The following is a 23,929-nucleotide window of genomic DNA, read 5'->3' as shown; positions in this document are numbered from 1 at the left end:
ATTAACCCTTACGTAAGCGTACTGAACTGCTCACCACCCCATCACTATTACCGGGGGTAATCGAAGCATCTTTAACAACAACACCGTACACAGTTTCCAACTCATGCAACCAGGCAACCAAATGATTAAAGGACACTTCTTCAAAGCGCAGCTGTATATCACCGCTAGCCGAAGGTTGCATGCGTTTTAAGGCTAATTTATGGCGCAGCAAGCTAGTATCTATAAGCTGCGGCAAATTCACCTCCGTATTATTGCTAGCACCGCTGCTGCTGAGTTGTTTATATTTTTGAGCCAGCTGCTGCACAGTTTGCAATTGCTGCTGAGCAAGAACATTAGCTTGTTTTAATTGCGTATTTTCAGCCACTACCGGCTTCCACAGCAGCATATAAAACACATAAGGTACTAGCAGTAGCAATAAAGCAACAATATAGTACTGTTCTTTACGCTTGAGCTGATTAAAGCGCTCTAATAACTGTTGCTGTATATTTTTTATGGTTTCCATAATTTGTTAACCTCTAATACGCAAACGCGCACGGGTTTTGCCTCCTTCGCTACTACTACCAGTAAGTTCGGCCTGCACACCCTGTTGCTGCAATTGACTGCGCACACTCTCCACCTCTTTAAAACTATTGGCCAATACTGTGAGGCGCATTTCGCTTTGGTTTTCGCTGTAATTCATACTTTGCAGCGTAAAGCCCGGCACGGTATGAGTGATGGCTGCGACTTTTGCCAATAAATGCACAAAGCCTTCGCCATTGCCGCCCTGTAAGGCGGCCACTTTGCGTTTTAATTGTTTTTCGGGATTGATCACCGCACCTTTGGGTATGGCGCTGCGGTACGCCGCTTCGATTTGGCTGCGCAGCTTTAAATTTTTAGCATCCAGGCGATAATTTTCGGTGTAGGCATAAGCCAACTGCGCTGCCACCACCACCGCAAACAAGGCCACCACTTTGCGCCATTGTAACCAATATTTACGCCAAGCCAGGCCACGGGCAAACAGCCCCTGCAATAGACTAAGCGGTTCGCTGTCTGGCCCCAATTGCTGCTGAGCTGTTATCAATAACCAGTAGCTACCGCTTTGCCATAAAACTAACGGCTGCAAGGATTCTGGCAGCGCCGCCTTAATGGCCTCGCGGCTTTCATCCGCGCTATACAGCACTATGCTGTCGGGCAGGCCCTGCTCGGCTATTAATAGGCTTAGCGCCTGGTTGAATAAAGCAGCCGGTACGGCAAAGCCCTGATAGGCTGAAGATCGCAGTATATAACGCTCGGTCTCTTCGCTATCGTCTACGCACAAGGTCCACTGTTGTTCCAACCAAGGCAGTGCTAATAGTTCAGGGCTTAGGCGTTTAATATCTACTTCCTTAGTGTTAGCTGCAGCGCGTAAATCACCAAGCCAGTTGGCAACTAACTCGGTGTTGATAATCGCTACTGCTACTTTACCTTGCTGTGGTTCACCTAAGGCGAAGTGCAATTCATCTACATCCGTGAGCAGCTCATCCTCTAGACTATAGGGTAAAGTTTGGCGCAGTACTTTGCTTTCGCTGCTATCAAAGGCATAGTGCTTTAAACTGCAATACTGCGCAGGGACGATTAACTCTAATTGCTTAAGCTGCGGTAAATTATTCAGCAAGTCTGTTGCGCTGCCACTGTGCAATTGCTGGCTGACGGCATCCTGCCATTGATAATAGGGCTGGCCATTATCATCGACGCAGGCTTTGACCACCTGTATGGCTTGCGGATTATTGAGTGTTTGTGCGTTCACATTCATCTCTCATTATAGGGGTTGCTGGCTTCTAGCTATGATGGTGGCGCGGTCATTGGCCCGTAAAATAATACTGTTTAATGCGTACTCACGCTCTAACAATAACACCTTGGTGGTTAATAAAAATACCTCGCTATTAACCACTAAATCGCTGATATCTATTTTTAAATCTACAAGTGGCGGCTGCGTAAACACACTTATATCGTCATAACCGCCATCCTCTGGGCTTTGTGCCTCTACTAAAGTCGCCACATCTAAAGGCGACAGCGGTATTAAATCTTTGGGTTTATTTAAGCTACGCAAAACTTGCTCACTAGCCGTATTAATATTGATTTTGCCATTACCCCACACCGTAATATGCGGCAGCAGGGCCTGATAAATTTCTGCGCTAATGCCTTTTACCCAGCGCAATTCGCTAACACTTTGCATTTCACGGTTGCCAGCTCTGCCAGGTGGGGTGGCTTCGCTATAATAAAAGGCCTCGGCACCGCCGGGCTGACGCTCGTCGCTATCTACATCCAGCCAATCAAATACTGCATTGGCGATTTCTTCTGCGGCGATGACATCTAAAGGTGTTTCTAAATCCAAGGTCTGTAGCAGGCGTATAAAACGTTCTTGGGCAATGCTATAACTAGGTGGCCCATTCTTACTAACCGACTGCAAGTAATTAATATTAATACGGCCCTGCATATCACTTAAAGCCCCCGTAAACTGAGCTACATCATTGGCAAAGGCTATAGGCTGCTGCAAAAATGCTTCGCTGCGATGATCGTAGTTCCAGTTGTCGTCACCCTCTAAAACGGCCCAGCGCCCCAAGCCCTCTGCCCCGGTTAAATAGGCATAGGCCTGCTGGCCATGGATTTGGTTTTCCACCCGCCTAAACATCACTAAAAAATCACTGCTAACGGTCACCGCCAGCGAGGCCACTATAAACACAATCAACAAGGCCACAATTAAGGCGGCCCCCGCTTGCTTTTTTTGTGTTTTACTGTGGCGTATTAAGTATTTCAAACACACGCCTCACTAAGCCAAAACGGGTTAATTCAAAATTAATTTCTACCGCCGCAGGCATAGCCTGTTCATCCCAATTGGGCTGCCACTCGCCGCCCAGCTCGTTGTTAGTGGTTGCGTCGGGTTTTAAAAAACGCAATTCAAACAACTCTACTCCGCTAATTAATTTTACCCGTTGCTTACTGCTATCTTCATCCACTCTATCCAATACCAGCCAATGCTCGCGCCATAGAGTATTGTCGCTGTATTCATAACGCACCCGCTGTAGTTCACCACGGCGCACTTCGCTGGGGTTGGCCCAGCCGCGGCGGGTTAATTGCAGGGCATACTCCGCCAGTTCACCGCCACTAAGCGCCGCCTGCTCATGGCCGTACTCATCTATGATGGGGCGGGCAACGGCATTGCGTATATCGCGCTCCAACACACTGAGGGCTAACTGCACATCGCTAAGCTCTTGCGCTTTTTGCTCATGTTGTTCGGCGGTGTTGATAGCCGTGCTGATAGCGCTGTAGCCCAACGCCGCCACAAAGGCAGTAATCGCTATGGCCAGCACCACCTCTATTAAGGTAAAACCTTGCTGGCCGCTTGGCACTGTTTTTTGTCTAAGCGTATTCATATCAGCGACGATGATAGATATCAGCCATGGCCATCACGGTAACCAAGGGTTGATTGCTATTAGGCTCATCGCTAACCGATACCTGCATTTGGATAAAACCTTCGTTAGCGGTTTTAACCGGTTTAATCTGCCAATACCAAGTGCGGTTGGCCATTTCTTCCTGCCCGCTTTTTTGCTCGCTTAGCACTTTGTTACTGTTTTTGTTACTAATGCGCTGCAGTTCAATTTGGTTTAACGCCACCCAGTGGGCGATGGTTTTTTGATCCAGGTAAACAGTATCATCCACTAGGCTCATCATTTTAAGCATCAGTGCTGAAATGGCAGTGGCGACAATAAATAGAGCAACCATCACCTCTATCAAGGTAAAGCCCTGTTGCCGCTTAGAATGTTTCTTGTTTAAGCGAATATATTTATTCATCATCCGGTAAATCCAAGGCTATGCGCCCCAACAAGTCGCCGCTAATAGTATGCAGCTGCTGCTCACCCTGCCCTGTATATAAGGTGAGTTTAAAGGGCGTGATTTCGCCATTACCCCAAAAATAAATATCTGGCTTGATAACTTCTTTTTGTAACTCTGGCTTTTGTTGCTGCTGCACTTTTGGCTCTATGGTTTTTTCTATATCTTCCATATCCAAACGCAGGGCCAGTTGCGGTGCAAAATACAGTTCGGCGGCAATGCCTGGCGGTGCGAATGGCAGCCATAGCCAACGCGGTTTTTCTTCGCTATCGGCAGGCGGCTGCCAATACACTCTTTGCAACCAGCGGTAACCAAATACCTCGTTGGCCTGATCGCTATCATCAATACCGCGAAACAAGTCCACCCCCCAAGGCTGGTGATTAAGCACCGCCTCATCGGCAACCATGGCCGTCAAATTGGCAAACTGCTTGGCCTCGCTACGGGCATCGGTGTCGCTCACACCTACGTTGACCGCAACCATGCCTATACCAAAGCCTATGATTAGCAGCACCACTAATAGCTCTATTAGGCTGAACCCCTGCTGGTATAGATGCTTGCTGTTAATAATGACGCTACCTTTACTAATTCGCGTACAAACTACGGCCTAAGCTGCAGTGACGAGATATAGTGATCAATTAGCCCTGCTCGTTATCTTTTTTCCAGTTGCCTATATCGGCATTTTGATCCTCGCCGCCGGTAATGCCGTCGGCCCCCAGGGTATAAAGATCAAAATCATTGTCGCTAAACTCAGCGGGGCTTAAATATAAATAAGGGCGACCCCAAGGATCTTTGGGGGCCTCTTCTAAATAGCCGCCTTTTTTCCAGTTTGTGGGTATGGGGTCTATGCCGGGTTTGTTAACCAAAGCCTCTAAGCCCTGCTCGCTGGTGGGGTAGTTGTAGTTATCTAAACGATATAATTTTAAAGCCGTGGCTATGGTGCTGAAATCGGCCTGCACTTTTTGAGCGCGAGCATCGTCTGCTCTATCCAATACATTAGGTGCGACTATACTCACCAATAAACCGATAATGACTAGCACCACCATAATCTCGATTAAACTAAAACCCTGTTGTAAACCTTTAGCTGTGCGCATCTCTATCTAACCTCATCTGTTTATCTTTAATCTTGCCACTTGCAGCTTGAAACTTGCCACTGCCCTTAAGCTACTAAATTATTCATCTGTATTATGGGCAGCAATATCGCCACCACAATTAACCCCACTACGCCAGCCATCAGCACTATCATCATGGGTTCCATAATGGCCATAACACTGCCTAGGGTCATTTCTAATTCGCGTTCTTGGTTTTTGGCGCAACGCGCTAGCATGCTTTCTAGCTCGCCACTGGCTTCACCACTGGCCACCATATGCACCATCATAGGCGGGAATACCCCGGCCTGATTTAAGGCCTTATTGAGGCTCATACCCTCTTGCACCGCTACGGCGACTTGCTCACTGGCCTCGCGCAGCTGTAGATTATTTAGCACCGCACCAGCTATACGTAGTGCCTCTAATAAGGGCACGCCGCTGGAAGCTAAAATACTTAAAGTAGAAGCAAAACGAGCGCTGTCGGCAGCCACATAAAAACCACCGATAAAGGGCAGCTTTAACTGCAGCTTATGCCAGCGGTAACGGCGGCTAGGTTTTTTTAGTAATTGTTTAACCGCAATAATCATCGCGATAATTGCCAGTAACAACCAATGCCCAGAAGTATTAATAAAGTCGCTGAGTTTAATCAGCAGTACCGTAATACCGGGCAGTTCGGCGCGAGATTGCTGAAACAAGCCCACTAATTCCGGCACCACAAAAATCATTAACAGTGTTACCACCCCTATAGCCACCAGCATTAAAATTAGCGGATAAATCATCGCCATTTTTAATTTTTGCTGCGTGTATTGGCTGTTCTCGGTGTAGTCAGCCAGCTGCTCTAGCACTAAGCCTAAAAAGCCTGCATGCTCACCGGCTTTTACCATAGCGCAATACATGGTGTTGAATACTTGCGGAAAATCGCCCAGAGCATAGGCCAGGCTATGGCCTTCTAATACCCGCGCCCTAACTTGCAGGATTAGGCTTTTTATTTTGGGTTTACGCGCCTGCTGAGCCGAGGCCGTTAAAGCCTCGTCCAAAGGCATATTAGATTGGATTAAAGTCGCAAGCTGGCGGGTAAGCATGGATAAATCTGCAGAGCTAATGCGGGTTTTAAAAATACCGCCACCCTGTTTATCCGATTTTTTATCAGCACTGCTAATACCAGAACTAGAGCTGACCTCTATGGGTTTTAATTGCTGAGCACGTAATTGGCTGCGCACCTGCCGCTCGGAGTCGCCCTCAACTATGCCCTTAGTCATTTTACCGTTGGCGTCTATGGCCTTGTAAGCAAATGCCGCCATAGCTTTACGCTGCGGTTACCCGCAACACCTCTTCCACGGTAGTTTCGCCTGCCAGTATGCGCTGGCGGCCATCTTCTAAAATGCTGTTAGATGATTGCCTAGCATAGGCTATCATTTCTTGCTCGCCGACCTGCTCGTGTATCATATTGCGCAGGGTATCGTCGATTTCTATCAACTCATAAATACCGGTACGGCCACGGTAGCCACTGTTATTACAGTGCGAGCAGCCTTTGGCTCTAAACAGCTCGGCCTGCTGGCCCGGTAAATTTAATAGCGCCAACTCTGCCTCACCGGCCAGGTAGGGTTCTTTGCAGTGAGAGCACAGTAAGCGAATTAAACGCTGCGCCATAAGGGCAATCACGCTGGAAGATAATAAAAATGGCTCTACCCCCATATCTTGTAAGCGAGTTACTGCACCTACGGCAGTGTTAGTATGCAAGGTGGATAGCACTAAGTGACCGGTTAAACTGGCTTGCACGGCTATGTCGGCAGTTTCGGTATCGCGTATCTCACCCACCATCACTACATCGGGGTCTTGTCGCAAAATGGCGCGCAGGCCGCGAGCAAAAGTCATGTCCACTTTTGCATTCACTTGGGTTTGGCCTATGCCGGGCAATAAATATTCTATGGGGTCTTCTATGGTGAGTATATTGCGGCTGCTATCATTAATTTCGGTTAGGCCAGCATACAGCGTGGTAGTTTTACCCGAGCCGGTGGGGCCGGTCACTAAAATAATGCCATGCGGCGTGTGCAAAGATTTTTTAAATTTTTGCAGTACCTGTTCACCCATATGCAATTGCGATAATTGCAATTGCCCAGCCTGCTTATCCAATAAACGCAACACTACCCGCTCGCCATGAGCAGAGGGAATGGTCGATACCCGTATATCTACCGCATGCCCGGCTAAGCGCACAGAGATACGGCCATCTTGCGGTATGCGTTTTTCAGCTATGTCTAATTTAGCCATAACTTTTAAACGCGAGACTAACAAAGGAGCGAGCATGCGTTTAGGAGTAAGCACCTCGGTTAACACACCGTCTACGCGAAAGCGCACGGTGAGCTTATCTTCAAAAGTTTCTATATGTATATCCGAGGCTTGCTCACGTACGGCCTGGGATAAAATGGCGTTGATTAAACGGATCACCGGGGCATCATCTTCGGCGTCCATTAAATCCCCCATATCGGGGATCTCATCGGCCAGCCGCGAAAGATCTATATCGGCGCCCATATCTTCGGCCATTTGCACGGCTTCGTTATTATCGCGCTGATAGCGCAGGCTTAAACGCCGTTGAAATTCCTCATCACTGAGCTGGGCGCAAACAAAGTCGCTACCTAACACCCGCTGCACCTCTAACAGAGTCGCTAGGCTTAGATCTTTTCTGTGCAGTAACTCTACTGGATCTTGCTTATCATCAATAATCACGCCGTGCTGTTGAGCAAAACTAAAGGGCACATGCACGCTATGCTTCACTAGGGCTGCGTTGGCTTCCGCGTCTATTGCTGGCGCGTTAATTTGCGAATCTGTATTACTAAGCTCGGTTGACATATCAACCACCCTGCAACTCGCTTTCGGCTTGTTGCTTTTGCTCTAGCCTTTGCTGCTCGCGTATATCCTCTAACTGCTCTAGCTGCTCCTGCCACTCTGGCAGTAAAGGCATGGTAGCCTGATCGACAAACTCTACCCCGCCCTCTATACGCTCTAATTGTTTTTTGCGTATTAACTTATATTTAATGGCGGTGACCTCATCCATTTCGCGGTTATCGCGAATAATACTGGAGCGTAAAAACACTAATAAATGGGTTTTACCATAGGTAGTTTTCGTGCTTCTAAACAAAGCTCCCAAGAAAGGAATATCCCCCAGCAAAGGGACTTTTTGCTGCGTTTCACTGACATTGTCTTTGATCAAACCACCCAGCACTATGGTTTGGCCGTTATCCGCTAAAATTTTGGTGTCTATCTTGCGTTCGGTAGTAATCAAATTGCCGTTAATCGCTGAACCCGGTATGGCATCAGACACTTCTTGTGAAAGCGCCAGGATTAAGGAATCCCCCTCATTAATTTGCGGCGTTACTTTTAATGTAATACCTACATTTTCACGCTCAACCGTTTGGAAGGGGTTGCCGGGGTTGGATGAGGTATTACCGGTACTGGTATACGAGCCCGTCACAAAGGGAATACTTTGGCCCACAACAATAGAGGCCTCTTCATTATCCAAGGTTAATAATGAAGGGGTGGATAAAATATTAGCCTGGGTATTGGTTTTTAAAGCATTCAGCACCACGTTAAAACTTAGGCTTTTATCTAAACGGCCTACGCCCAGTACCTGCCCCGGCACTTGCGATAGCGCTGCGGCCAAGCCCAAAGTGGGATCAATAGCATTACCTTCACTGTCTTCACCGCTAGTGGCAGCACCTAGCGCCCCGGCCAAACCACTGTCGGTGGAAGAACCATAAGAACCGTTCTCATCAGAAAACAGCCACTCTACCCCTAGGTTTTGGCCATTATCCGCTGACATTTCTACAATAATGGCCTCTACTAACACCTGAGCACGGCGTATATCCAAACGCTGCACCACCGATAATAGTGACTGCATCACATCGGCATCAGCAGTAATAATCAGGGCATTGGTGCCTATATCGGCCTCGACGGTGGCCACCGATTTTTTAGCTGATTTCACGCCATCTTGCTGGGACATACCTTCTATATTTTGTATTACCTTGCTGAGCATTTTTGCAAGCTCATCGGCTTCGGCATATTCCAAGTACACCACTTTCACATTACCGCTTTGGATTAGCGGCGTATCTAAATATTTGATTAAGGTTTTAATTCGTTGCCGCTCTAACTCATCGCCATTAATTAATAAACTGTTGGTGCGTTTATCGGCAACTAGCAAGGTGCTTTCAGAGGCAGGCTGACCTTTGGTTTGCTCGCGCTTTTGTAACTTCTCTAACATTTTCACCACTTCTTCCGCGGCGGCATGTTCCAGCGTGACGATTTCGGTTTTTTCTTGCGCGGAGCGATCTATTTGCTGTATTACTTTTTGAATACGCAGAATATTAGAGCGGGTATCAGAAATAATAATGGCGTTGCTGGGGGCATAGGCCGCCATATGGGATTGCTGTGGTGCCAGCGGGCGTAATACGGGTATCAGTTTTGCCGCTGAAATATTCTCCAGCTGTATAACTTGGGTAATCACTTCACTGGTTTCTGGGCCTGAGTCCAACTCTACCGGCACTGGTGAGCTGCGCGCATCTTTGGTGGGCACTACCCGCACCACGCCACTGTTTTCTATGGCGGCAAAACCGTGTATGTCCAAAATGGTTAAAAATAAGTTGTAGTATTGTTCGCGATTTAGCGGCTTGGACGAAACCACCTGCACCTTGCCCTTCACCTTAGGGTCTATGATGATAGTTTTATCGGTAGCCTTGGCCACGCTAATAATCAGCTGCTGTATATCCATTTCTTTGGAGTTTAAAGTCCAGGTTTTTTCCAGGGCAGCAACGGGCATGGCAAACGCCGCCACAACGGCAAAGGCCAAGCATAAGCAAGGTTTAACTCTACGACTAAGGGTCACAATAAAACTCACAGGATTACCTAATTATTTAGTTATTTAAATTGTTTGTTAAACGAATGGGCATTGGGCTATTCGTTTTCCAGCGACACCAACATTTCTACAGGCTGACCATCGCGCTCAATAATAAAAGTGGCCTGCTTGGCTGAACGCATAATTTTATACAGCTCTACCGCCTTTGCAGGGTCATTAAGCCTGATGCCGTTAATGCTAGTGACTACATCATTAGATTTTAGCCCCAACTGTTTAAATTGCTGCTTATCTCGGCCTGGATTAATGCGGTAGCCGTACATCACCCCATCGACTTGATAGGGGGTAATGCGCAGAGCATCTGCCAAAGAGCTAGGGTTTTTATAGAGCCGCTGGCGGTATTCTCTGGCCATACTGCTCACTTGTTGGTTATTGCGTTTATCGACTTGCTGCTCTGGCTGGCTAGGGCTGGGGGAGCTGGGGCTGGAGTCCTTATCACCCTCAAACAACCACAGTGATTCATAGCGGCCCGCGTTTTCGATAATGACATGGTCGCGGTAGATTTGCGACAACACCACCCTGGCTACCGGCAACCTGTCGCCTATGGCGTATTGATCTTCTTTACCTTGGTAGACAATCATCGCCAGCGCATCATCGGGGTTACTGGCCAGCACCACGCCGTTTAACTGTAGCTTTAAGCGGGTGGGCTCAGCATTGACCGTTTGCTCGGGCTGCACTAACTCAGCAGGCTGTTGCTCTGCCCCTGCCTGCATAGCACCAAACAGGTTATAGGATTGCAGCTTTTCAATATCTATATGCTGGCTGGACTGTTGCGCTAAGCCGGCACCTGTGACAACGGCGGGGCCAGCAGTAGGTTCAGCCTGTGGCAATAACAACCACAGCCATAAACTAAGGGTATAAACTAACACTAGCGATAGGCCTATACACAGCCCCCGATACCAAACCAATACCGGCAAGCGCTGTATAGACTGCAAAATAGCGAGCAAACGCTCTGACACCACTGATGTCATGGCTGGTTTGGACAACACACACCCCAATTTCGATTTTTTATTATCAAGAGTTTTAAGCCGCCCATTATAGGCTCCTCAGGTTTAGGATTCATCCTTTCCTTTGCTTGCTAGCTAATCATTTATATGACTTATTCACACTTTGCCAGAAAAAGCTGGCAAGCCCTCTAGACTAGACTATCTTAAAACGCCTGAACGCTGTTATGACTAATATATGACATCCGCAGAGCCAGTAATACTGCCGCCAAACAGCTTATTAACCCCATTAAACGACAGAAATATAACAAGATTATGACAATGCTTATTAACCGTAGAACCCTAGGTGACAGACGGCAAGGCGGCGATAGACGCAAAGCCCCTAGATTAGACCTCAGCCATAAACGACGCCGCAAAAATGACCAACGCCGCGATTGCAGCCGCAGCCTGGTTGAAGACTTTCACGCCGCTGGGCTTAGCCAAACCACTCGCAGCAACCTGCCACACTAATCAGCTCGCCGCCAACAGCCAGCCATAAAAAAAGCCCGCAAGCGGGCTTTTTAAGATATTGCAGTAGCACAATTAAGGCATTAACTAACCAGGCTAATCATCACACCCGCTGCCACAGCAGAGCCTATAACGCCCGCCACATTGGGGCCCATAGCATGCATGAGCAAGAAGTTTTGTGAGTTGTACTCTAAGCCCAGCTTGTTCGATACCCTGGCTGCCATAGGCACCGCAGAAACACCGGCTGAACCTATCAGTGGGTTAACTGGCGTGCTAGTGATCTTGTTCATCAGCTTAGCCATTAACACCCCACAAGCCGTACCTATACCAAAGGCGACAATACCTAGCGCTAAAATACCCAAAGTATTTAAGTCTAAAAACTTATCGGCGCTAAGCTTAGAGCCTACCGATAAACCTAGGAATATGGTCACTATGTTGATCAAAGCGTTTTGCGCGGTATCACTCAAGCGGTCAACCACCCCACACTCTTTCATCAGGTTACCAAAGCAGAACATACCCAATAGCGGTGCTGCACTAGGCAAACATAGCGCCACCAAGATCAGTAACACTAAGGGGAACATGATTTTTTCTAGCTTAGACACCGGGCGCAATTGCACCATCTCTATTTTGCGCTCAGCCTCAGTGGTTAAGGCACGCATAATAGGTGGCTGAATTAAAGGCACCAACGCCATATAGGAGTAGGCAGCAACAGCAATCGCCCCCAACAAGTCTGGTGCTAGCAAGCTAGCAACATAGATAGCCGTTGGGCCATCAGCGCCGCCGATAATACCTATAGCCGCCGCATCCTGCATGCTGAAGTCCATCCAGCCTAAGCTGGTTAAACCTACCGCACCTAGCACAGTGGCAAAAATACCAAACTGCGCTGCGGCACCTAAAAACAAGGTTTTAGGGTTGGCTAGCAGCGGGCCAAAGTCCGTCATGGCACCCACGCCCATAAAGATCAGCAAGGGCGCTACACCACTGGCAATTGCTACGGTGTAAAAGTTATACAACATGCCATTGCCAAAGCCAGCGTCAGTAGCCGCTTGCACAGCATGCTGGTGAGGGGCAGAGCCAGACATGCTATAGGCCTGTAACAACTCTTTGCCTGACTCCCAGCTGCTCACACCTAGGGCATGAGCAATTTGCTGTAACACAGCAGCATCACCTGACATCACCGCATTTTCTACCGCCGAGTAAGCCAAGCCGGCACCGGGGATATTGGCCAAAATACCACCAAAACCTATAGGCACCAGCAGCAAGGGCTCAAAACCTTTGCGAATAGCTAAGAACAGCAGCAACAAACCCACGACTATCATTATCATCTGGCCACCTTGGGCCTGATAGATGCCTGAGTCTTGCCACAGTACAAGTAACTTTTCCATGCAAGAGTCTCCGCTATGCGACAGTAATTAGAGTATCGCCAACGGCAACGGTGTCGCCCTCTTTGACATCAACCGAGGCAACCACACCGGCTTGCGCTGCGCGCACCTCAGTTTCCATCTTCATGGCCTCTAAAATAAGTATCACATCGCCTTGCTGGATATGCTCACCGGCGGCAACATTTACTTTAAAGATGTTACCGGCTAAAGGTGCTGTCACGGGCTCGGCTGGACCAGCAGGCGCGGCTGCGGCTGCCGGGGCAGCAGCAGGTGCCGCTGAGCTAGTGGGGGCAATAGCAGACACATCACCGCCGTCAGTCACTTCTACCACGTAGCTCTGGCCGTTAACGGTTACCGTATACACGCCGCTATCGCCAGCTGCTGCAGGAGCAGGCTCTGCTGCTGCAGGTGCTTTACCGGTAGGCACAGGCTCGAAGGCATCGGGGTTACCACGATTTTCTAAAAACTTTAAGCCAATTTGTGGGAACAAGGCATAGGTCAATACATCATCTACCTCACCTTCACCGCTGGTTAGGCTAATGCCTTTTTGGGCGGCGACTTCTTTCAACTCGGCAGTTAGCTTGTCCATTTCTGGATCTAGCAAATCAGCAGGCCTACAAGTAATAGGCTCAGCACCGTCTAATACGCGAGCTTGTAGCTCGGCATTCATAGGTGCGGGAGTAGCGCCGTATTCGCCTTTTAAAATACCTTGCGTCTCTTTAGAGATAGACTTGTAACGCTCGCCGGTTAATACATTCAGTACCGCCTGAGTACCAACAATTTGCGAGGTAGGGGTTACTAGTGGGATGTAACCCAAGTCTTTACGTACGCGGGGGATCTCGTCCAGCACTTCGGCAAACTTATCTTCTGCGCCTTGGTCTTTAAGCTGGCTTTCCATGTTGGTTAACATGCCGCCGGGCACCTGTGCCGTTAAGATACGGCCATCGACACCGCGCAGTGAACCTTCAAACTGAGCGTACTTCTTACGCACTTCGCGGAAGTAGTTGGCGATTTCTTCTAATAACACTAAATCTAAGCCGGTGTCGCGCTCGGTGCCTTGTAAAATAGCAACCACTGATTCGGTGGGGCTGTGGCCGTAAGTCATAGACATAGAAGAGATAGCGGTATCAATATTATCTATACCCGCCTCTACACACTTAAGCGCAGTAGCTGTTGATAAACCGGTAGTCGCATGGCACTGCATGTGTATGGGGATATCACAGGCCGCTTTTAATTTGCTCACTAGCTCAAAGCCGTCATAAGGCTTTAACAAACCCGCCATATCTTTAATAGCAATAGAGTCAGCACCCATATCTTCTATGCGCTTACCCTGCTCTACCCACATATCTATGTTATGCACGGGGCTTAAGGTATAAGAGATAGTACCTTGCGCATGCTTGCCTTGTTTCTTAACGGCTTTTAGGGCCGTTTCGATATTGCGCATATCGTTCATGGCGTCGAATACGCGGAATACGTCTACGCCGTTTACCGCACAGCGCTCAACAAACTTCTCAACCACATCGTCTGCATAGTGACGGTAGCCTAAAATATTTTGGCCGCGAAACAGCATTTGCATAGGCGTGTTAGGCATGGCCTTTTTAAGCTGGCGTATGCGATCCCATGGATCTTCGCCTAAGTAGCGTATACAAGCGTCAAAAGTTGCACCACCCCAGGTTTCTAGTGACCAGAAACCTACCTGATCCAGCTTTTCAGCTATGGGCAGCATATCGTCTAAACGCATGCGGGTAGCAAATAAGGATTGATGTGCGTCACGTAAGACGACGTCGGTAATACCTAAGGGTTTTTTTGTTTCACTCATGGGTAACGAGCCTTTTATAATTTAACTAAAAAGGGGTGAACAGCGCGGCGAATTAACGCGCGCGGTGTTGTTTAATAGCGGCAGCAATCACAGCGACTAATTGGCTATCGGCCTGGGGAGCGGTTGTTGTTGCGCCTCCGCTGGGGCCAGCTGGCGGCTCAGGCTTAACATAGCGCTGTATTAACGAAGACATAATGGTAGTTAATACAACCAATAATGTTAGAAAAACAAAGACCGTGCCCATGCCATAAAGCATGAGTTCTGCGCCCTGTTGCATCAATGTCTGTTGCATCGCTTTACCTCGAATTTGCTCACAAGCGCCAGGATCTGCCGGAGCGTGTCAGTATGTTAGTTAACGCTGTAGGGTCATCTACAGCCTCACTGAGTAGGGGAGCGCTAATTTACCTATAAATACAACGTTAGGCAACCACACTACAAAAAGTAAAAAAATTACATTATCTTTAAAATTCAATCGCTTACGCACAGTTGCGACGGCTATTTATCAACCAATTTAGCAATCTCGCGCCACTACTGCCTTTTTGCAAAAAGCTTATAGATCAACAAGTTAAACCGGCATTGTAGTAAATTTACAAAAAAATGCCGGGCATACTACAAACCTCAGAAGACGCTTTTTATTCCGCCCAAAAAACTTATAATGCGCGCCACAAAAGGAATAGACCGCTTAAAAAGTACTCACCCCAACAATGTACTCAGCCTATGCGAATTATGCTTGCCCCTATGGAGGGCGTTGTCGACCACACCATGCGTGACATGCTAACGCGCATAGGCGGCATAGATCGCTGCGTTACCGAGTTTGTTAGGGTAACCAACCAACTGCTACCGCGCCGTGTGTTTTACCGATTGTGCCCAGAATTAAAACAAGGCGGTACTACCCCTAGCGGTGTACCCGTCTATGTACAGTTATTAGGTGGCCAGCCCGACCCCATGGCCGCCAATGCTCACCGCGCTGCCGAACTGGGCGCGCCCGGTATAGATATCAACTTTGGCTGCCCCGCCAAAACCGTGAACCGCAACGATGGCGGTTCAGTACTACTGCGCGAACCACAGCGTCTTTATAACATCGTTAGCGCGATACGCAGTGCGGTCCCTACAGCTACGCCGGTCACCGCCAAAATACGCTTGGGCTTTGAAGACCACAGCCTGCTAGCAGATATTACCGACGCCATTTTTGCTGCTGGCGCCAATGAACTTACTATACATGCCCGCACCAAAGTCGATGGCTATAAGCCCCCAGCCTATTGGCAGCATATACACGCCATCCAAGCCAAGGCCAAAATCCCAGTCATCGCCAACGGCGAAATCTGGACACCGCAAGACTACCAGCGGTGCTTGATAGAAAGCGGCTGCCAAGATGTCATGCTGGGCCGTGGCCTACTCACCCGCCCCGATCTGGCCAGACAAATACAAACCTTAAATAGAGGCGAAACCGTTACCAGTATGTGCTGGAGCGACATCGCCCAGCATTTAGCCCAGTTCAGCCTGGTCACAGAAGAAATGTACGAAGCCAAATATGTGGGCAGCCGCGTTAAACAATGGCTAAGCTATTTACGCCAAGCCCATCCCATGGGGCAGCAATTATTTGAACAAGTAAAACGCATGCGCTGCCCGCAAGAAATTTATCAGACCATAGAGCAACATAGAGAACACTATTTGTTAACTAAAGCGGTATAACTAAGATTTAAGCAATACAGGATATTGACTTAACCATAAGGCAAGGCAGTATCTAGTCACTTGAAGCTTGTAACTTGTAGCTTAATCCCCCCTACTTCGCCATCACATCCAAATATAAAATAGCCGACATAGTCACCAGTATTACCGCCGTCAATACCCAGCGAGTGCGCTGGCAACGTTTACAGGGCTTTTTTTTCGACACAGTAAATTACCTCTTATTGATATAGTCGCTGTTAGGCTAACGATTTAACCAGTAACACCTTGCCTTTTTCCATAACCACATGGGTATGCCCTCATAGAGCATTAGGCCGCTGATAATTAAGCCCGCGCCTAGCAGCGTTATCGCCGCCAACTCCTCACCCGCCACCGTCATGCCCAGCCACAGCGCCAGCATAGGCGTGATCACCGGTATGATAGAGATCAAACTCATGGAGAGCTTATTCAACACCCAGAAAAATGCAAAAAATCCCACCAGCGAGCCCACAAAAGCCAAGTAACTCACACTGATCGCGCTAGTGGCGCTAAACACCAGCTGAAAATCATCCTCAATCAACCACCAGCATATAAACATACCCGGTAGGGAAAACAGCAAAGCACCCACGGTTTGCTCAAAGGCAGCGACCTCTTGGGTTTTATTAAATTTTTTTAAATAGACACTGCTCCATGCGTATATCGTGGTGGCCAATACGGTAAGCAACACACCATAAATGGCCTGTTCACTAAGGTTTAGCTGACCATAAGAAATCAGCACCAAACCCGCCAAGGCAATTAATTGCGCCACCACCCTGCGCCAGGTTAAAAAATGCTCGTCCAATATATAGGCTGCAAACACCGCCGACACCAAGGGCATTAAACCAAACAACACCGAAATCAAACCCGAAGAAATAAACTGCGCCGCGTAATACACCATAGGCATAGAAGGAAATAATGTTAACGAGGCCAGCGCATAGGATTTAACATTAGCCAACTGCAAGCGGCCAGCCTTGCGCCACAACAAGGTAACTAACCAGCCTCCCACAAATGCCAGCAGCATACGCAGACTCACCGCGGCAATAGGTGCCAAGCTATCGTTACTCAGCTTAATCGCCAAGGGCGTGGTTGACCAAATTAAAATAACCGTAATATAGGCAGCAATAACAGCCATACTCATCCTCTAACACTTACCGCAACATAAATTGGTCGCTTCAAAAACAAAAAAGCCGCAGGCTGTAGCTGCGGCTGTGGTAAATAAACTAACTAAACCTTAACTCACCGCACACAGCCACAAATATAGCCAGGCCCCATAATCACGGGCGCAAATAGCTGCTTACAAAAATAAGCAGTAATCGATAGGGGCAGTATCGCAGCTAACTTCATGCTCATATCCATGCGGGAGAATAAGAAACGGGGCCGAGCTAAGTCAGCACCATAAAGATAAAAAATAACAATAGCGCCAGTGTAATTTATAGCCTTTAATATGCAAGCCTTATTTGCGATGCAGGCATCAGCCTCCGTATAGCCTTCACCCCAGTGCTGGTGCATAATGCCAACGAGCAACAATACTCACGATAACACCATGGGCCTAAGCACTGCGCTATGTATCACCGCTACTTTGGATTAACCGAGCCCCCCTTCTCCATAGCCGTAGACCCGCGCTATTTGTTTATGAGCGCCAGGCACCGCGATGCTTTGGCGCACCTGCTATATGGCGTGGGTGCCGGTGGCGGTTTTATTTTATTAACCGGCCCGGTGGGCACAGGCAAAACCACCATCACCCGCAGCCTATTAGAACAGCTACCCGACAATACTGACCTGGCCCTAGTGCTCAACCCCTCACTCAATAGCTTGGAACTGCTAGCCAGCATTTGTGATGAACTGGGCATTAGCTACCGGCAGGATGAACTACAGGGCAAAGCCCTCACCGACAAAATACACCAGCATCTGGTTGACAATTTTGCACGTGGCCGCAACACGGTTTTATTAATAGACGAAGCCCAACATTTACATTTTGAAACACTAGAACAAATACGGCTGCTGACCAATTTAGAAACCAATACTAAAAAACTCTTACAAATTATTTTAGTGGGGCAACCAGAGCTGCGCAGCCTGCTACAAAAACCCGAGCTCAGCCAATTGGCCCAGCGTATTACCGCACGCTTTCAGCTCAGCACCCTAAACCTCGCCGAAACACAGGCCTATATACGCCACCGCTTACACATAGCTGGCCTGCCCGGCAATCAAAACCTGTTCTCGCCGCAGATAGTTAAAAAAATCTACCAGGCCAGCAAAGGCACACCGCGGGTTATTAATGTGCTATGCGATAGAATGTTACTGGGCTGCTACGGCAAAAATAAAACCACCATAGACAAAGCCATAGCTCAGCAAGCCATTAATGAGATTAATGACGAAGAGCAAGCTAGCGGGCCGGTAGCAAGCCGCTGGCCTTGGCTTAAGTTCAGCAAAGCGCTAGCGCTGGTATCGCTGATCATTGCCGCCGCTGTTTTTGCCCCGCAGCTACAGAATAGGCTAACAGCACCCGCAACAAGCCATACGACTAATACCCTAGCCAACGCGGCTATCAGCGCCGCGCCCGCCAAAACCATTAGCTGGCATCAACAAGATCAAGCAGCGCTGCAACAACTTGCCAAGCACCTAGGTTTAACAGTTGGCGACCCCGTCTGCGGCAGCAATTTTCGCTGCGAGGCCTTGCGTGAAAATAACTGGGCCGCTTTAGCACAGTACCAACGCCCGGTCATGCTAGAACTTAGCGATGGCCAGCAATATTATTACGCCAATCTTATAGGGCTGGGCCAGCAGCAAGCCAGCTTGCTCACCCCGCAGGGCGAAACAAGCTTAGCGCTAAGCGAATTAGCTTATTTGTGGACGGGTAATTTCACGTTACTATGGCAGGCGCCAGCATCTTATAGCGGCCCTATAGGGCTGGGGGAGCAAGGCCCCTTGGTGCAATGGCTAGGGCAACAGTTTGCTAATTTAGATCAACAAAGCCAGCCACTGAGCACGCAAACATTTAACCGCGCGCTTTATCAAAGAGTTATATTATTTCAACAATCCCAAGGCTTGACCGCCGACGGTGTAGTAGGTTTAAAAACCTTACTTAAATTAGAACAACAATTACAGCCCACCACTTTATTAGAAGGTAGCTTCTGATGTCGCTAATTTTAGAAGCCTTAAACCGTGCTGACCGCGATAGAAGCGCTGCAGAAAACAGCCCCAACTTACAAGCCGCTGCGATCAACATAGTGCCAGAAGATGAACGCTCTTATCACAAGCCATTAATTGCTATAGCTGTGGCCTTGCTTGCTGCGCTAGGCTGGTATTATTTTACGGGCGAGGCTAACAACCATATACACAATCTGGAAATCAGCCATAAGGAGCCAGCAGCTGCCCCAGCGCTAAAACCAACCACTTCCCAAGCTATCCATAAGCCAACACTAGTAAGCGATGCTCAGCCAGCACAAAAGCAACCGGTAGCTCCCGCCGCACAAAACAACAACCCGGCTATCGCCCAGCTCTATAAAACACAACAAGCCCCCAAAAATACAACCGCCGAAGCAAGCGCCACCATTAACAGCAGCGCTAACATAGCACCCAAGCGTCATAAAACGGCGAAGTTACCGCCATTTTTATCCAACCTGCCTATCAACCTGCAAAAAAATATCCCTACGCTTGATTATGACCAGCATATCTATTTGGCTAACCAGCAAAGCTATGTAGAAATTAATAATAAAATTATTAAAGAAGGCGCAGCTATTAATAGCGATCTCAGCCTAGAGAGCATACAAGAAAATTTTATTATCTTACGTTATCAAAACACCCGCTTTCGCCTAGGGGCATTGAACAGCTGGGTTAATTTTCAGTAAGTTAGACTAGGCCGCCAGTAATAGCTCTGCCATGTAAATGGAGGTTTTACCTTCATGGCTAGAATAATAACTGCACCACAGCTTACCTTCATGCTCAACTAAACCGGCATAGCTGCTATCCCCTTGCGACGGCAAACTCAATAACTCCTCTACTTTACCGGCCTCTACATCTAGCGTGCAGATACTGGTTCTTTCAGGCTTAAGCAAACGCACCGCCAAAATAATTGTTTGATTTGATAAAACCAAAGCCACAGGGCCGCCGGTATGCACACCCAAGTCACGCCAGCGCCAATTTTTATAAGGCGGTTTACTGCGGCCTAACTGTGCGCTAGCACTATCGGCATCACGGCGTAACAGGCAGCACAGCTCACCATTAGGCAGGCTAAATAAATCGTGTTCATTTGGTAACCCCAAAGCATTCTGCGCTTTGCTAAACAATGGATCTACATAAGGGCTGTAGCTATCGTCGGCGTTCATTTTATACAGCGTGCTGCTTTCCTGCTCCAAGCTATATGACACCGCATAACCTTCGCCATCGATAAAGCGGGTGCGCCATAGCCAGTCCCCCTCTCTACCCACCGCTTTAGCGGCTGACCAGTTAAGACCATCCCTAGAACGATAAATATAACTTTGAAAAACCAATGCCTTGGCCTTGCCATGCACACTGGCGGCAGTAATCAGTAGCTCCTGCTGCGGAGTGACGACAATTTTAGGATCTCTTAAGTCCCTATTAGCCATGGCCAGCTCGGTTACCCACTGCCAACTTTCACCATCCCTACTTCTAAGTATTACGATACGGCCATCATCAGAAATATGAGCTTGCCCCTCGCGAAATACCAGCCAAAAAAAACCATTAAAATAACAAAGGTCGGTAAAGGCATTATGCTCACCCCTATCCCATACTTTCTTTACCGATGCCACGCTAAACATAAATACCCTACCTATAAACCACAAGTATTAATCAAGCTACGCACTGCTCACAACGTGGCCAGCCTCTGTAGCGCTTTGCTTTTTCATATCTTTGCGCCAATCGGCCATGTTCATTTCTATAGCCACAAAGCCAGCAATCCAAACAAACTCATCCCAAGCGTAAACATAATGCCCTAAGTAGATCCAGTGACCTATGGCCACCCATAACACCGTATAAAAAAGCAGGGAGGCGACATTAAGAGCGCGCAGGCGCTTGCCACTGGATATGCCTTTATTTTGCAAGCGTACACCTAACTCTATAGCTAGCATTATCCCTATCCAGCTTAGTGACTCAAACAAATCCAGCCATGACATATACTGAGCCAAGTCTAAACCCGCTCTATCGGTAACCGCTTTGCCATCGCTTAATTGATAAAGCTCAGCACCGACTAAAAGATTAGCGCAATTATCGCTAGTAATTTGCTGATAATTTTCATTGCGGGTATAAGAAATATTTTTATCGGCTAATTCACATAGGCTTACTTCGCCCATGGCCTGCTCATTAGCTAACTCAATAACTGCAGAACCATTGGCATAGATAGTATGCGCTAAAAAAACATAGCAGACACAGCGGATCATGTGCATTAACCTAACCCTGGCCGGGGTAAAGGCATCATCACTAAGGGCGTAAGTTTCCAGTTCAAAAATAATTAATAAAACAAACCAGGCTGTCTCATCTATACTGGTTTTAAAAGCAGCAGCCCAATCCAGCAAGCCGGCATTAGCCGTTAATGTATATTTTGCTACCTGCCACTCACCTATAATATAAAAGCCATAATTAATTGCTAATAGACAATACACCAACAACTTAATAAGCTGCTGGCCATTCAGGCGGGTAATACTCAACGTTTTATTATTTATGTTCATAGCTTCTAATGAGCCTGTATTTAGCATTATGCTGTTTAGCCACTATAGAGCAGCACAGTTTGATAGCCAACCACCCAAGCATACAAACCCCCACCGGAATCACGCTGTTTCCAGTGGCTGCCAAGCGACTAGCAAGTGCCAGCACTTAGGCTACAATAGAAACTCCCACGCCACCACATACCACGCATTATGACTAACGAACAAACTCTGGCTATTTTTAGGCGCTACACCTTGCTAAGCAGCTTAGATGAAACACTGTTCAACAGTCTGTGCAAGTCCATAGAGATACGCGAGGCAACAGCGGGGACCACCCTGTTTAAACAGCATAGCAACGACACCCTAGAGTATTTTCTAGTCAGCGGCAGCGTTACCCTAAGCAACGATAAGCAGCCCCCCAAAATAATAGAGGCCGGGCTACCCAACTCCAATCACCCGCTATCGCCCAGCAAGCCCAGGCAACACAGCGCCACTTGCAACGGCCTTGTGCAATACTTCACCCTTCCCAGCTCGGTAATTCATTTATTGCAGGAAAAAAGAAAGCGTCAAAGCGATGCTGTGACTCATATGGCTTATAGCAGCGACTGCTCCCATGAAGCCTTATATAAACACTTTGAACATGAGCTTAGCCGTGGCTATTTTGTGATCCCCAGCTTTCCCGAAACTGCCATTAATATACGTCTAGCCATAGAGCAGCCCGACTGCGATATAAACCAGGTAGTCAACCTAGCCCATAGCGACCCAGGTATTAGTGCCAAACTGATCAAAACCGCTAACAGCGTTTTATACAAGGGCGTCAGCTCTTGCGACAATATTACCAATGCAGTTATGCGCTTAGGCCTAAGCACCACTAAACAGCTGGTAACCAGCTTTGCCATACTCAGCTTATTTGAGTCAGACTCACCACTATTAAAGCAGCAAATGGAACTGGCCAGAAAAAAAAGTATTTTAGTGGCCAGTTATGCCTTTGTGTTAGCCGAAAAAATTCCCTCACTTAACAGCGAAGAGGCTATGTTAGCCAGCCTATTACATCAAATAGGTAAAATTATTATTCTAAGCTATGCCGAGCAACATCCTAAATTTGACCAACAACCCTTGCAGCTAGCACTGGCTATACATCAACTCTCTAGTCATGCAGGCAAGCTAGCCTTAGAAGCATGGGGGTTTTCACAGCAGTTAATTACTGTGGTGGCTGAATCCAATCAAACACTGCGGCAAAACCCTAAGGCAATAGACTATTGCGATTTAATTATACTGTGCAAGCTGCTAGCCTTGGGCAACGATGAGCAACAGCCCCAGCCACTCAGTAGCCTGCCTGCATGGCAAAAAATACAACAGCAACTCCAGCAGCAGACTATTGGCGAGCTAATCAATGAGCAGCAACAGCGCTTAGCTGAAGTGCGCAGTTTATTTATTTAAATGCCAGCACCGCGCTTACAACAACTCATCATCATCTAATACATAGGAAGGTAATTCCGACTCATGAGGGATTTTAGTAGGCAGCCCCTCATCATCTATAGCAACAAATTTAAAATGCCCTTCGGTCACCTTCTCGCGGTTACCTATGCGACCGCGTCTTACCCAGGCCTCTACATTCACTATCATAGAGGTGTTACCTATATGCATAACCTTGGTATACACCCCTAGCACATCGCCCACTTTTACAGGGCTAATAAAACTCATACTGTCTAGCGCCACTGTAACCACACGGCTTTGAGCGCGCTGGCCCGCACAAATGCCAGCCGCTATATCCATTTGCGACAACACCCAGCCACCAAAAATATCGCCAGCGGGGTTGGTATCACTGCTCATGGCTAATGTACGTGTTGTTAGTCTACCAGTCGCTTTATCAGCCATTACTCACCTCAATTACTTGCGCTACATGCCTGCAACAAAGTGCTGTATTACTGCAAAATTGCTGCAGGCCTGTTTAAAAGGCGGCCATCTTACCCGAAACAGGGCCTATCTGTGAAATATATCAACACCTCGGCCGTACATTTTATAAGCACGCTGCCAAGCTAAAGCGGATTAATAACCTATATAAATATTTTTCAG

23 protein-coding genes are annotated in these 23,929 nt (G+C 47.9%); 5 read left to right on the top strand and 18 right to left on the bottom strand.

The features are described from left to right. Position 1: 1 nt before the first annotated feature. The 11 genes from NO559_RS10700 to gspC all read right to left on the bottom strand — a co-directional run bounded on the left by NO559_RS10700 (position 2) and on the right by gspC (position 10,823). On the bottom strand, positions 2-502 hold the full coding sequence (locus tag NO559_RS10700; protein WP_258331821.1) for a type II secretion system protein M: 501 nt from the start codon (positions 500-502) through the stop codon (positions 2-4). Positions 503-508: 6 nt separating this feature from the next. Next, positions 509-1,765 (bottom strand): type II secretion system protein GspL, encoded by a 1,257-nt coding sequence (gene gspL / locus NO559_RS10695; protein ID WP_258331820.1) that lies wholly within the window; start codon positions 1,763-1,765, stop codon positions 509-511. 12 nt (positions 1,766-1,777) lie between these two features. After that, positions 1,778-2,776 carry a type II secretion system minor pseudopilin GspK gene (gene gspK, locus NO559_RS10690; RefSeq protein WP_258331819.1) on the bottom strand — a complete coding sequence of 333 codons (999 nt, stop codon included), beginning with the start codon at positions 2,774-2,776 and terminating at the stop codon, positions 1,778-1,780. Next, positions 2,751-3,392 (bottom strand): type II secretion system minor pseudopilin GspJ, encoded by a 642-nt coding sequence (gene gspJ / locus NO559_RS10685; protein ID WP_258331818.1) that lies wholly within the window; start codon positions 3,390-3,392, stop codon positions 2,751-2,753. The genes gspK and gspJ overlap by 26 nt, the downstream gene beginning before the upstream one ends. A 1-nt stretch (position 3,393) precedes the next feature. Then, a complete protein-coding gene (gspI, locus tag NO559_RS10680) occupies positions 3,394-3,813 on the bottom strand; it encodes a type II secretion system minor pseudopilin GspI (protein ID WP_258331817.1) in 420 nt (139 codons plus the stop codon). Beyond that, positions 3,803-4,414 (bottom strand): prepilin-type N-terminal cleavage/methylation domain-containing protein, encoded by a 612-nt coding sequence (locus NO559_RS10675; protein ID WP_258331953.1) that lies wholly within the window; start codon positions 4,412-4,414, stop codon positions 3,803-3,805. Before NO559_RS10675 ends, gspI begins: the two co-directional genes overlap by 11 nt. A gap of 70 nt (positions 4,415-4,484) precedes the next feature. After that, a complete protein-coding gene (gspG, locus tag NO559_RS10670) occupies positions 4,485-4,940 on the bottom strand; it encodes a type II secretion system major pseudopilin GspG (RefSeq protein ID WP_258331816.1) in 456 nt (151 codons plus the stop codon). Positions 4,941-5,005: 65 nt separating this feature from the next. After that, positions 5,006-6,235 carry a type II secretion system inner membrane protein GspF gene (gene gspF / locus NO559_RS10665; RefSeq protein WP_258331815.1) on the bottom strand — a complete coding sequence of 410 codons (1,230 nt, stop codon included), beginning with the start codon at positions 6,233-6,235 and terminating at the stop codon, positions 5,006-5,008. A 4-nt stretch (positions 6,236-6,239) separates the two neighbouring features. Then, a complete protein-coding gene (gspE, locus tag NO559_RS10660) occupies positions 6,240-7,781 on the bottom strand; it encodes a type II secretion system ATPase GspE (RefSeq protein WP_258331814.1) in 1,542 nt (513 codons plus the stop codon). A gap of 1 nt (position 7,782) precedes the next feature. Further along, positions 7,783-9,822, bottom strand: a complete 2,040-nt coding sequence (gene gspD, locus NO559_RS10655; protein ID WP_258331813.1) for a type II secretion system secretin GspD — start codon at positions 9,820-9,822, stop codon at positions 7,783-7,785. 56 nt (positions 9,823-9,878) lie between these two features. Next, on the bottom strand, positions 9,879-10,823 hold the full coding sequence (gene gspC / locus NO559_RS10650; RefSeq protein ID WP_258331812.1) for a type II secretion system protein GspC: 945 nt from the start codon (positions 10,821-10,823) through the stop codon (positions 9,879-9,881). 279 nt (positions 10,824-11,102) lie between these two features. Between gspC and NO559_RS10645 the strand changes: the two genes are divergently transcribed. Then, the gene (locus tag NO559_RS10645) at positions 11,103-11,291 is read left to right on the top strand and encodes a hypothetical protein (protein ID WP_258331811.1); all 189 of its coding nucleotides are present in this window, start codon (positions 11,103-11,105) and stop codon (positions 11,289-11,291) included. Between the two features lie 80 nt (positions 11,292-11,371). Here NO559_RS10645 and NO559_RS10640 read toward each other — a convergent pair whose 3' ends face one another. The 3 genes from NO559_RS10640 to NO559_RS10630 are packed head-to-tail and all read right to left on the bottom strand — an operon-like array spanning position 11,372 to position 14,781. Beyond that, on the bottom strand, positions 11,372-12,673 hold the full coding sequence (locus NO559_RS10640; protein WP_258331810.1) for a sodium ion-translocating decarboxylase subunit beta: 1,302 nt from the start codon (positions 12,671-12,673) through the stop codon (positions 11,372-11,374). Positions 12,674-12,686: 13 nt separating this feature from the next. Further along, positions 12,687-14,489, bottom strand: a complete 1,803-nt coding sequence (oadA, locus tag NO559_RS10635; protein WP_258331809.1) for a sodium-extruding oxaloacetate decarboxylase subunit alpha — start codon at positions 14,487-14,489, stop codon at positions 12,687-12,689. 52 nt (positions 14,490-14,541) lie between these two features. Further along, entirely contained in the window at positions 14,542-14,781 is a 240-nt protein-coding gene (locus NO559_RS10630; protein WP_258331808.1) for an OadG family protein, read from the bottom strand. Positions 14,782-15,206: 425 nt separating this feature from the next. Here NO559_RS10630 and NO559_RS10625 point away from each other — a divergent pair, with 425 nt between their 5' ends. Then, on the top strand, positions 15,207-16,181 hold the full coding sequence (locus NO559_RS10625; RefSeq protein WP_258331807.1) for a tRNA-dihydrouridine synthase: 975 nt from the start codon (positions 15,207-15,209) through the stop codon (positions 16,179-16,181). A 238-nt stretch (positions 16,182-16,419) separates the two neighbouring features. Here the strand turns inward: NO559_RS10625 and NO559_RS10620 are convergent, their stop codons facing one another. Further along, the gene (locus NO559_RS10620; RefSeq protein WP_258331806.1) at positions 16,420-17,325 is read right to left on the bottom strand and encodes a DMT family transporter; all 906 of its coding nucleotides are present in this window, start codon (positions 17,323-17,325) and stop codon (positions 16,420-16,422) included. A gap of 431 nt (positions 17,326-17,756) precedes the next feature. On the opposite strand from NO559_RS10620, the gene NO559_RS10615 reads away from it, so the two are divergent. After that, a complete protein-coding gene (locus NO559_RS10615) occupies positions 17,757-19,328 on the top strand; it encodes an ExeA family protein (protein ID WP_258331805.1) in 1,572 nt (523 codons plus the stop codon). Beyond that, positions 19,328-20,041 carry a general secretion pathway protein GspB gene (locus tag NO559_RS10610; RefSeq protein ID WP_258331804.1) on the top strand — a complete coding sequence of 238 codons (714 nt, stop codon included), beginning with the start codon at positions 19,328-19,330 and terminating at the stop codon, positions 20,039-20,041. The genes NO559_RS10615 and NO559_RS10610 overlap by 1 nt, the downstream gene beginning before the upstream one ends. 6 nt (positions 20,042-20,047) lie before the next feature. On the opposite strand, the gene NO559_RS10605 is transcribed toward NO559_RS10610, so the two are convergent. Together NO559_RS10605 and NO559_RS10600 are read right to left on the bottom strand one after the other, a co-directional pair. Further along, positions 20,048-20,971: a hypothetical protein gene (locus NO559_RS10605; RefSeq protein ID WP_258331803.1), complete on the bottom strand. Its 924-nt coding sequence runs from the start codon at positions 20,969-20,971 to the stop codon at positions 20,048-20,050. Between the two features lie 36 nt (positions 20,972-21,007). After that, on the bottom strand, positions 21,008-21,877 hold the full coding sequence (locus tag NO559_RS10600) for a hypothetical protein (RefSeq protein ID WP_258331802.1): 870 nt from the start codon (positions 21,875-21,877) through the stop codon (positions 21,008-21,010). A 189-nt stretch (positions 21,878-22,066) separates the two neighbouring features. On the opposite strand from NO559_RS10600, the gene NO559_RS10595 reads away from it, so the two are divergent. After that, entirely contained in the window at positions 22,067-23,293 is a 1,227-nt protein-coding gene (locus tag NO559_RS10595; RefSeq protein ID WP_258331801.1) for an HDOD domain-containing protein, read from the top strand. A gap of 15 nt (positions 23,294-23,308) precedes the next feature. On the opposite strand, the gene NO559_RS10590 is transcribed toward NO559_RS10595, so the two are convergent. Then, complete coding sequence (locus NO559_RS10590; protein WP_258331800.1) at positions 23,309-23,731, bottom strand: acyl-CoA thioesterase; 423 nt, start codon at positions 23,729-23,731, stop codon at positions 23,309-23,311. Positions 23,732-23,929: the final 198 nt, after the last annotated feature.

The organism is Dasania sp. GY-MA-18 (genome assembly GCF_024734385.1).
In the GTDB taxonomy this organism is placed as follows: domain Bacteria; phylum Pseudomonadota; class Gammaproteobacteria; order Pseudomonadales; family Dasaniaceae; genus Dasania; species Dasania phycosphaerae.
Note: the sequence above shows the minus strand (reverse complement) of the source record. Positions and strands in the feature narration are given on the sequence as shown.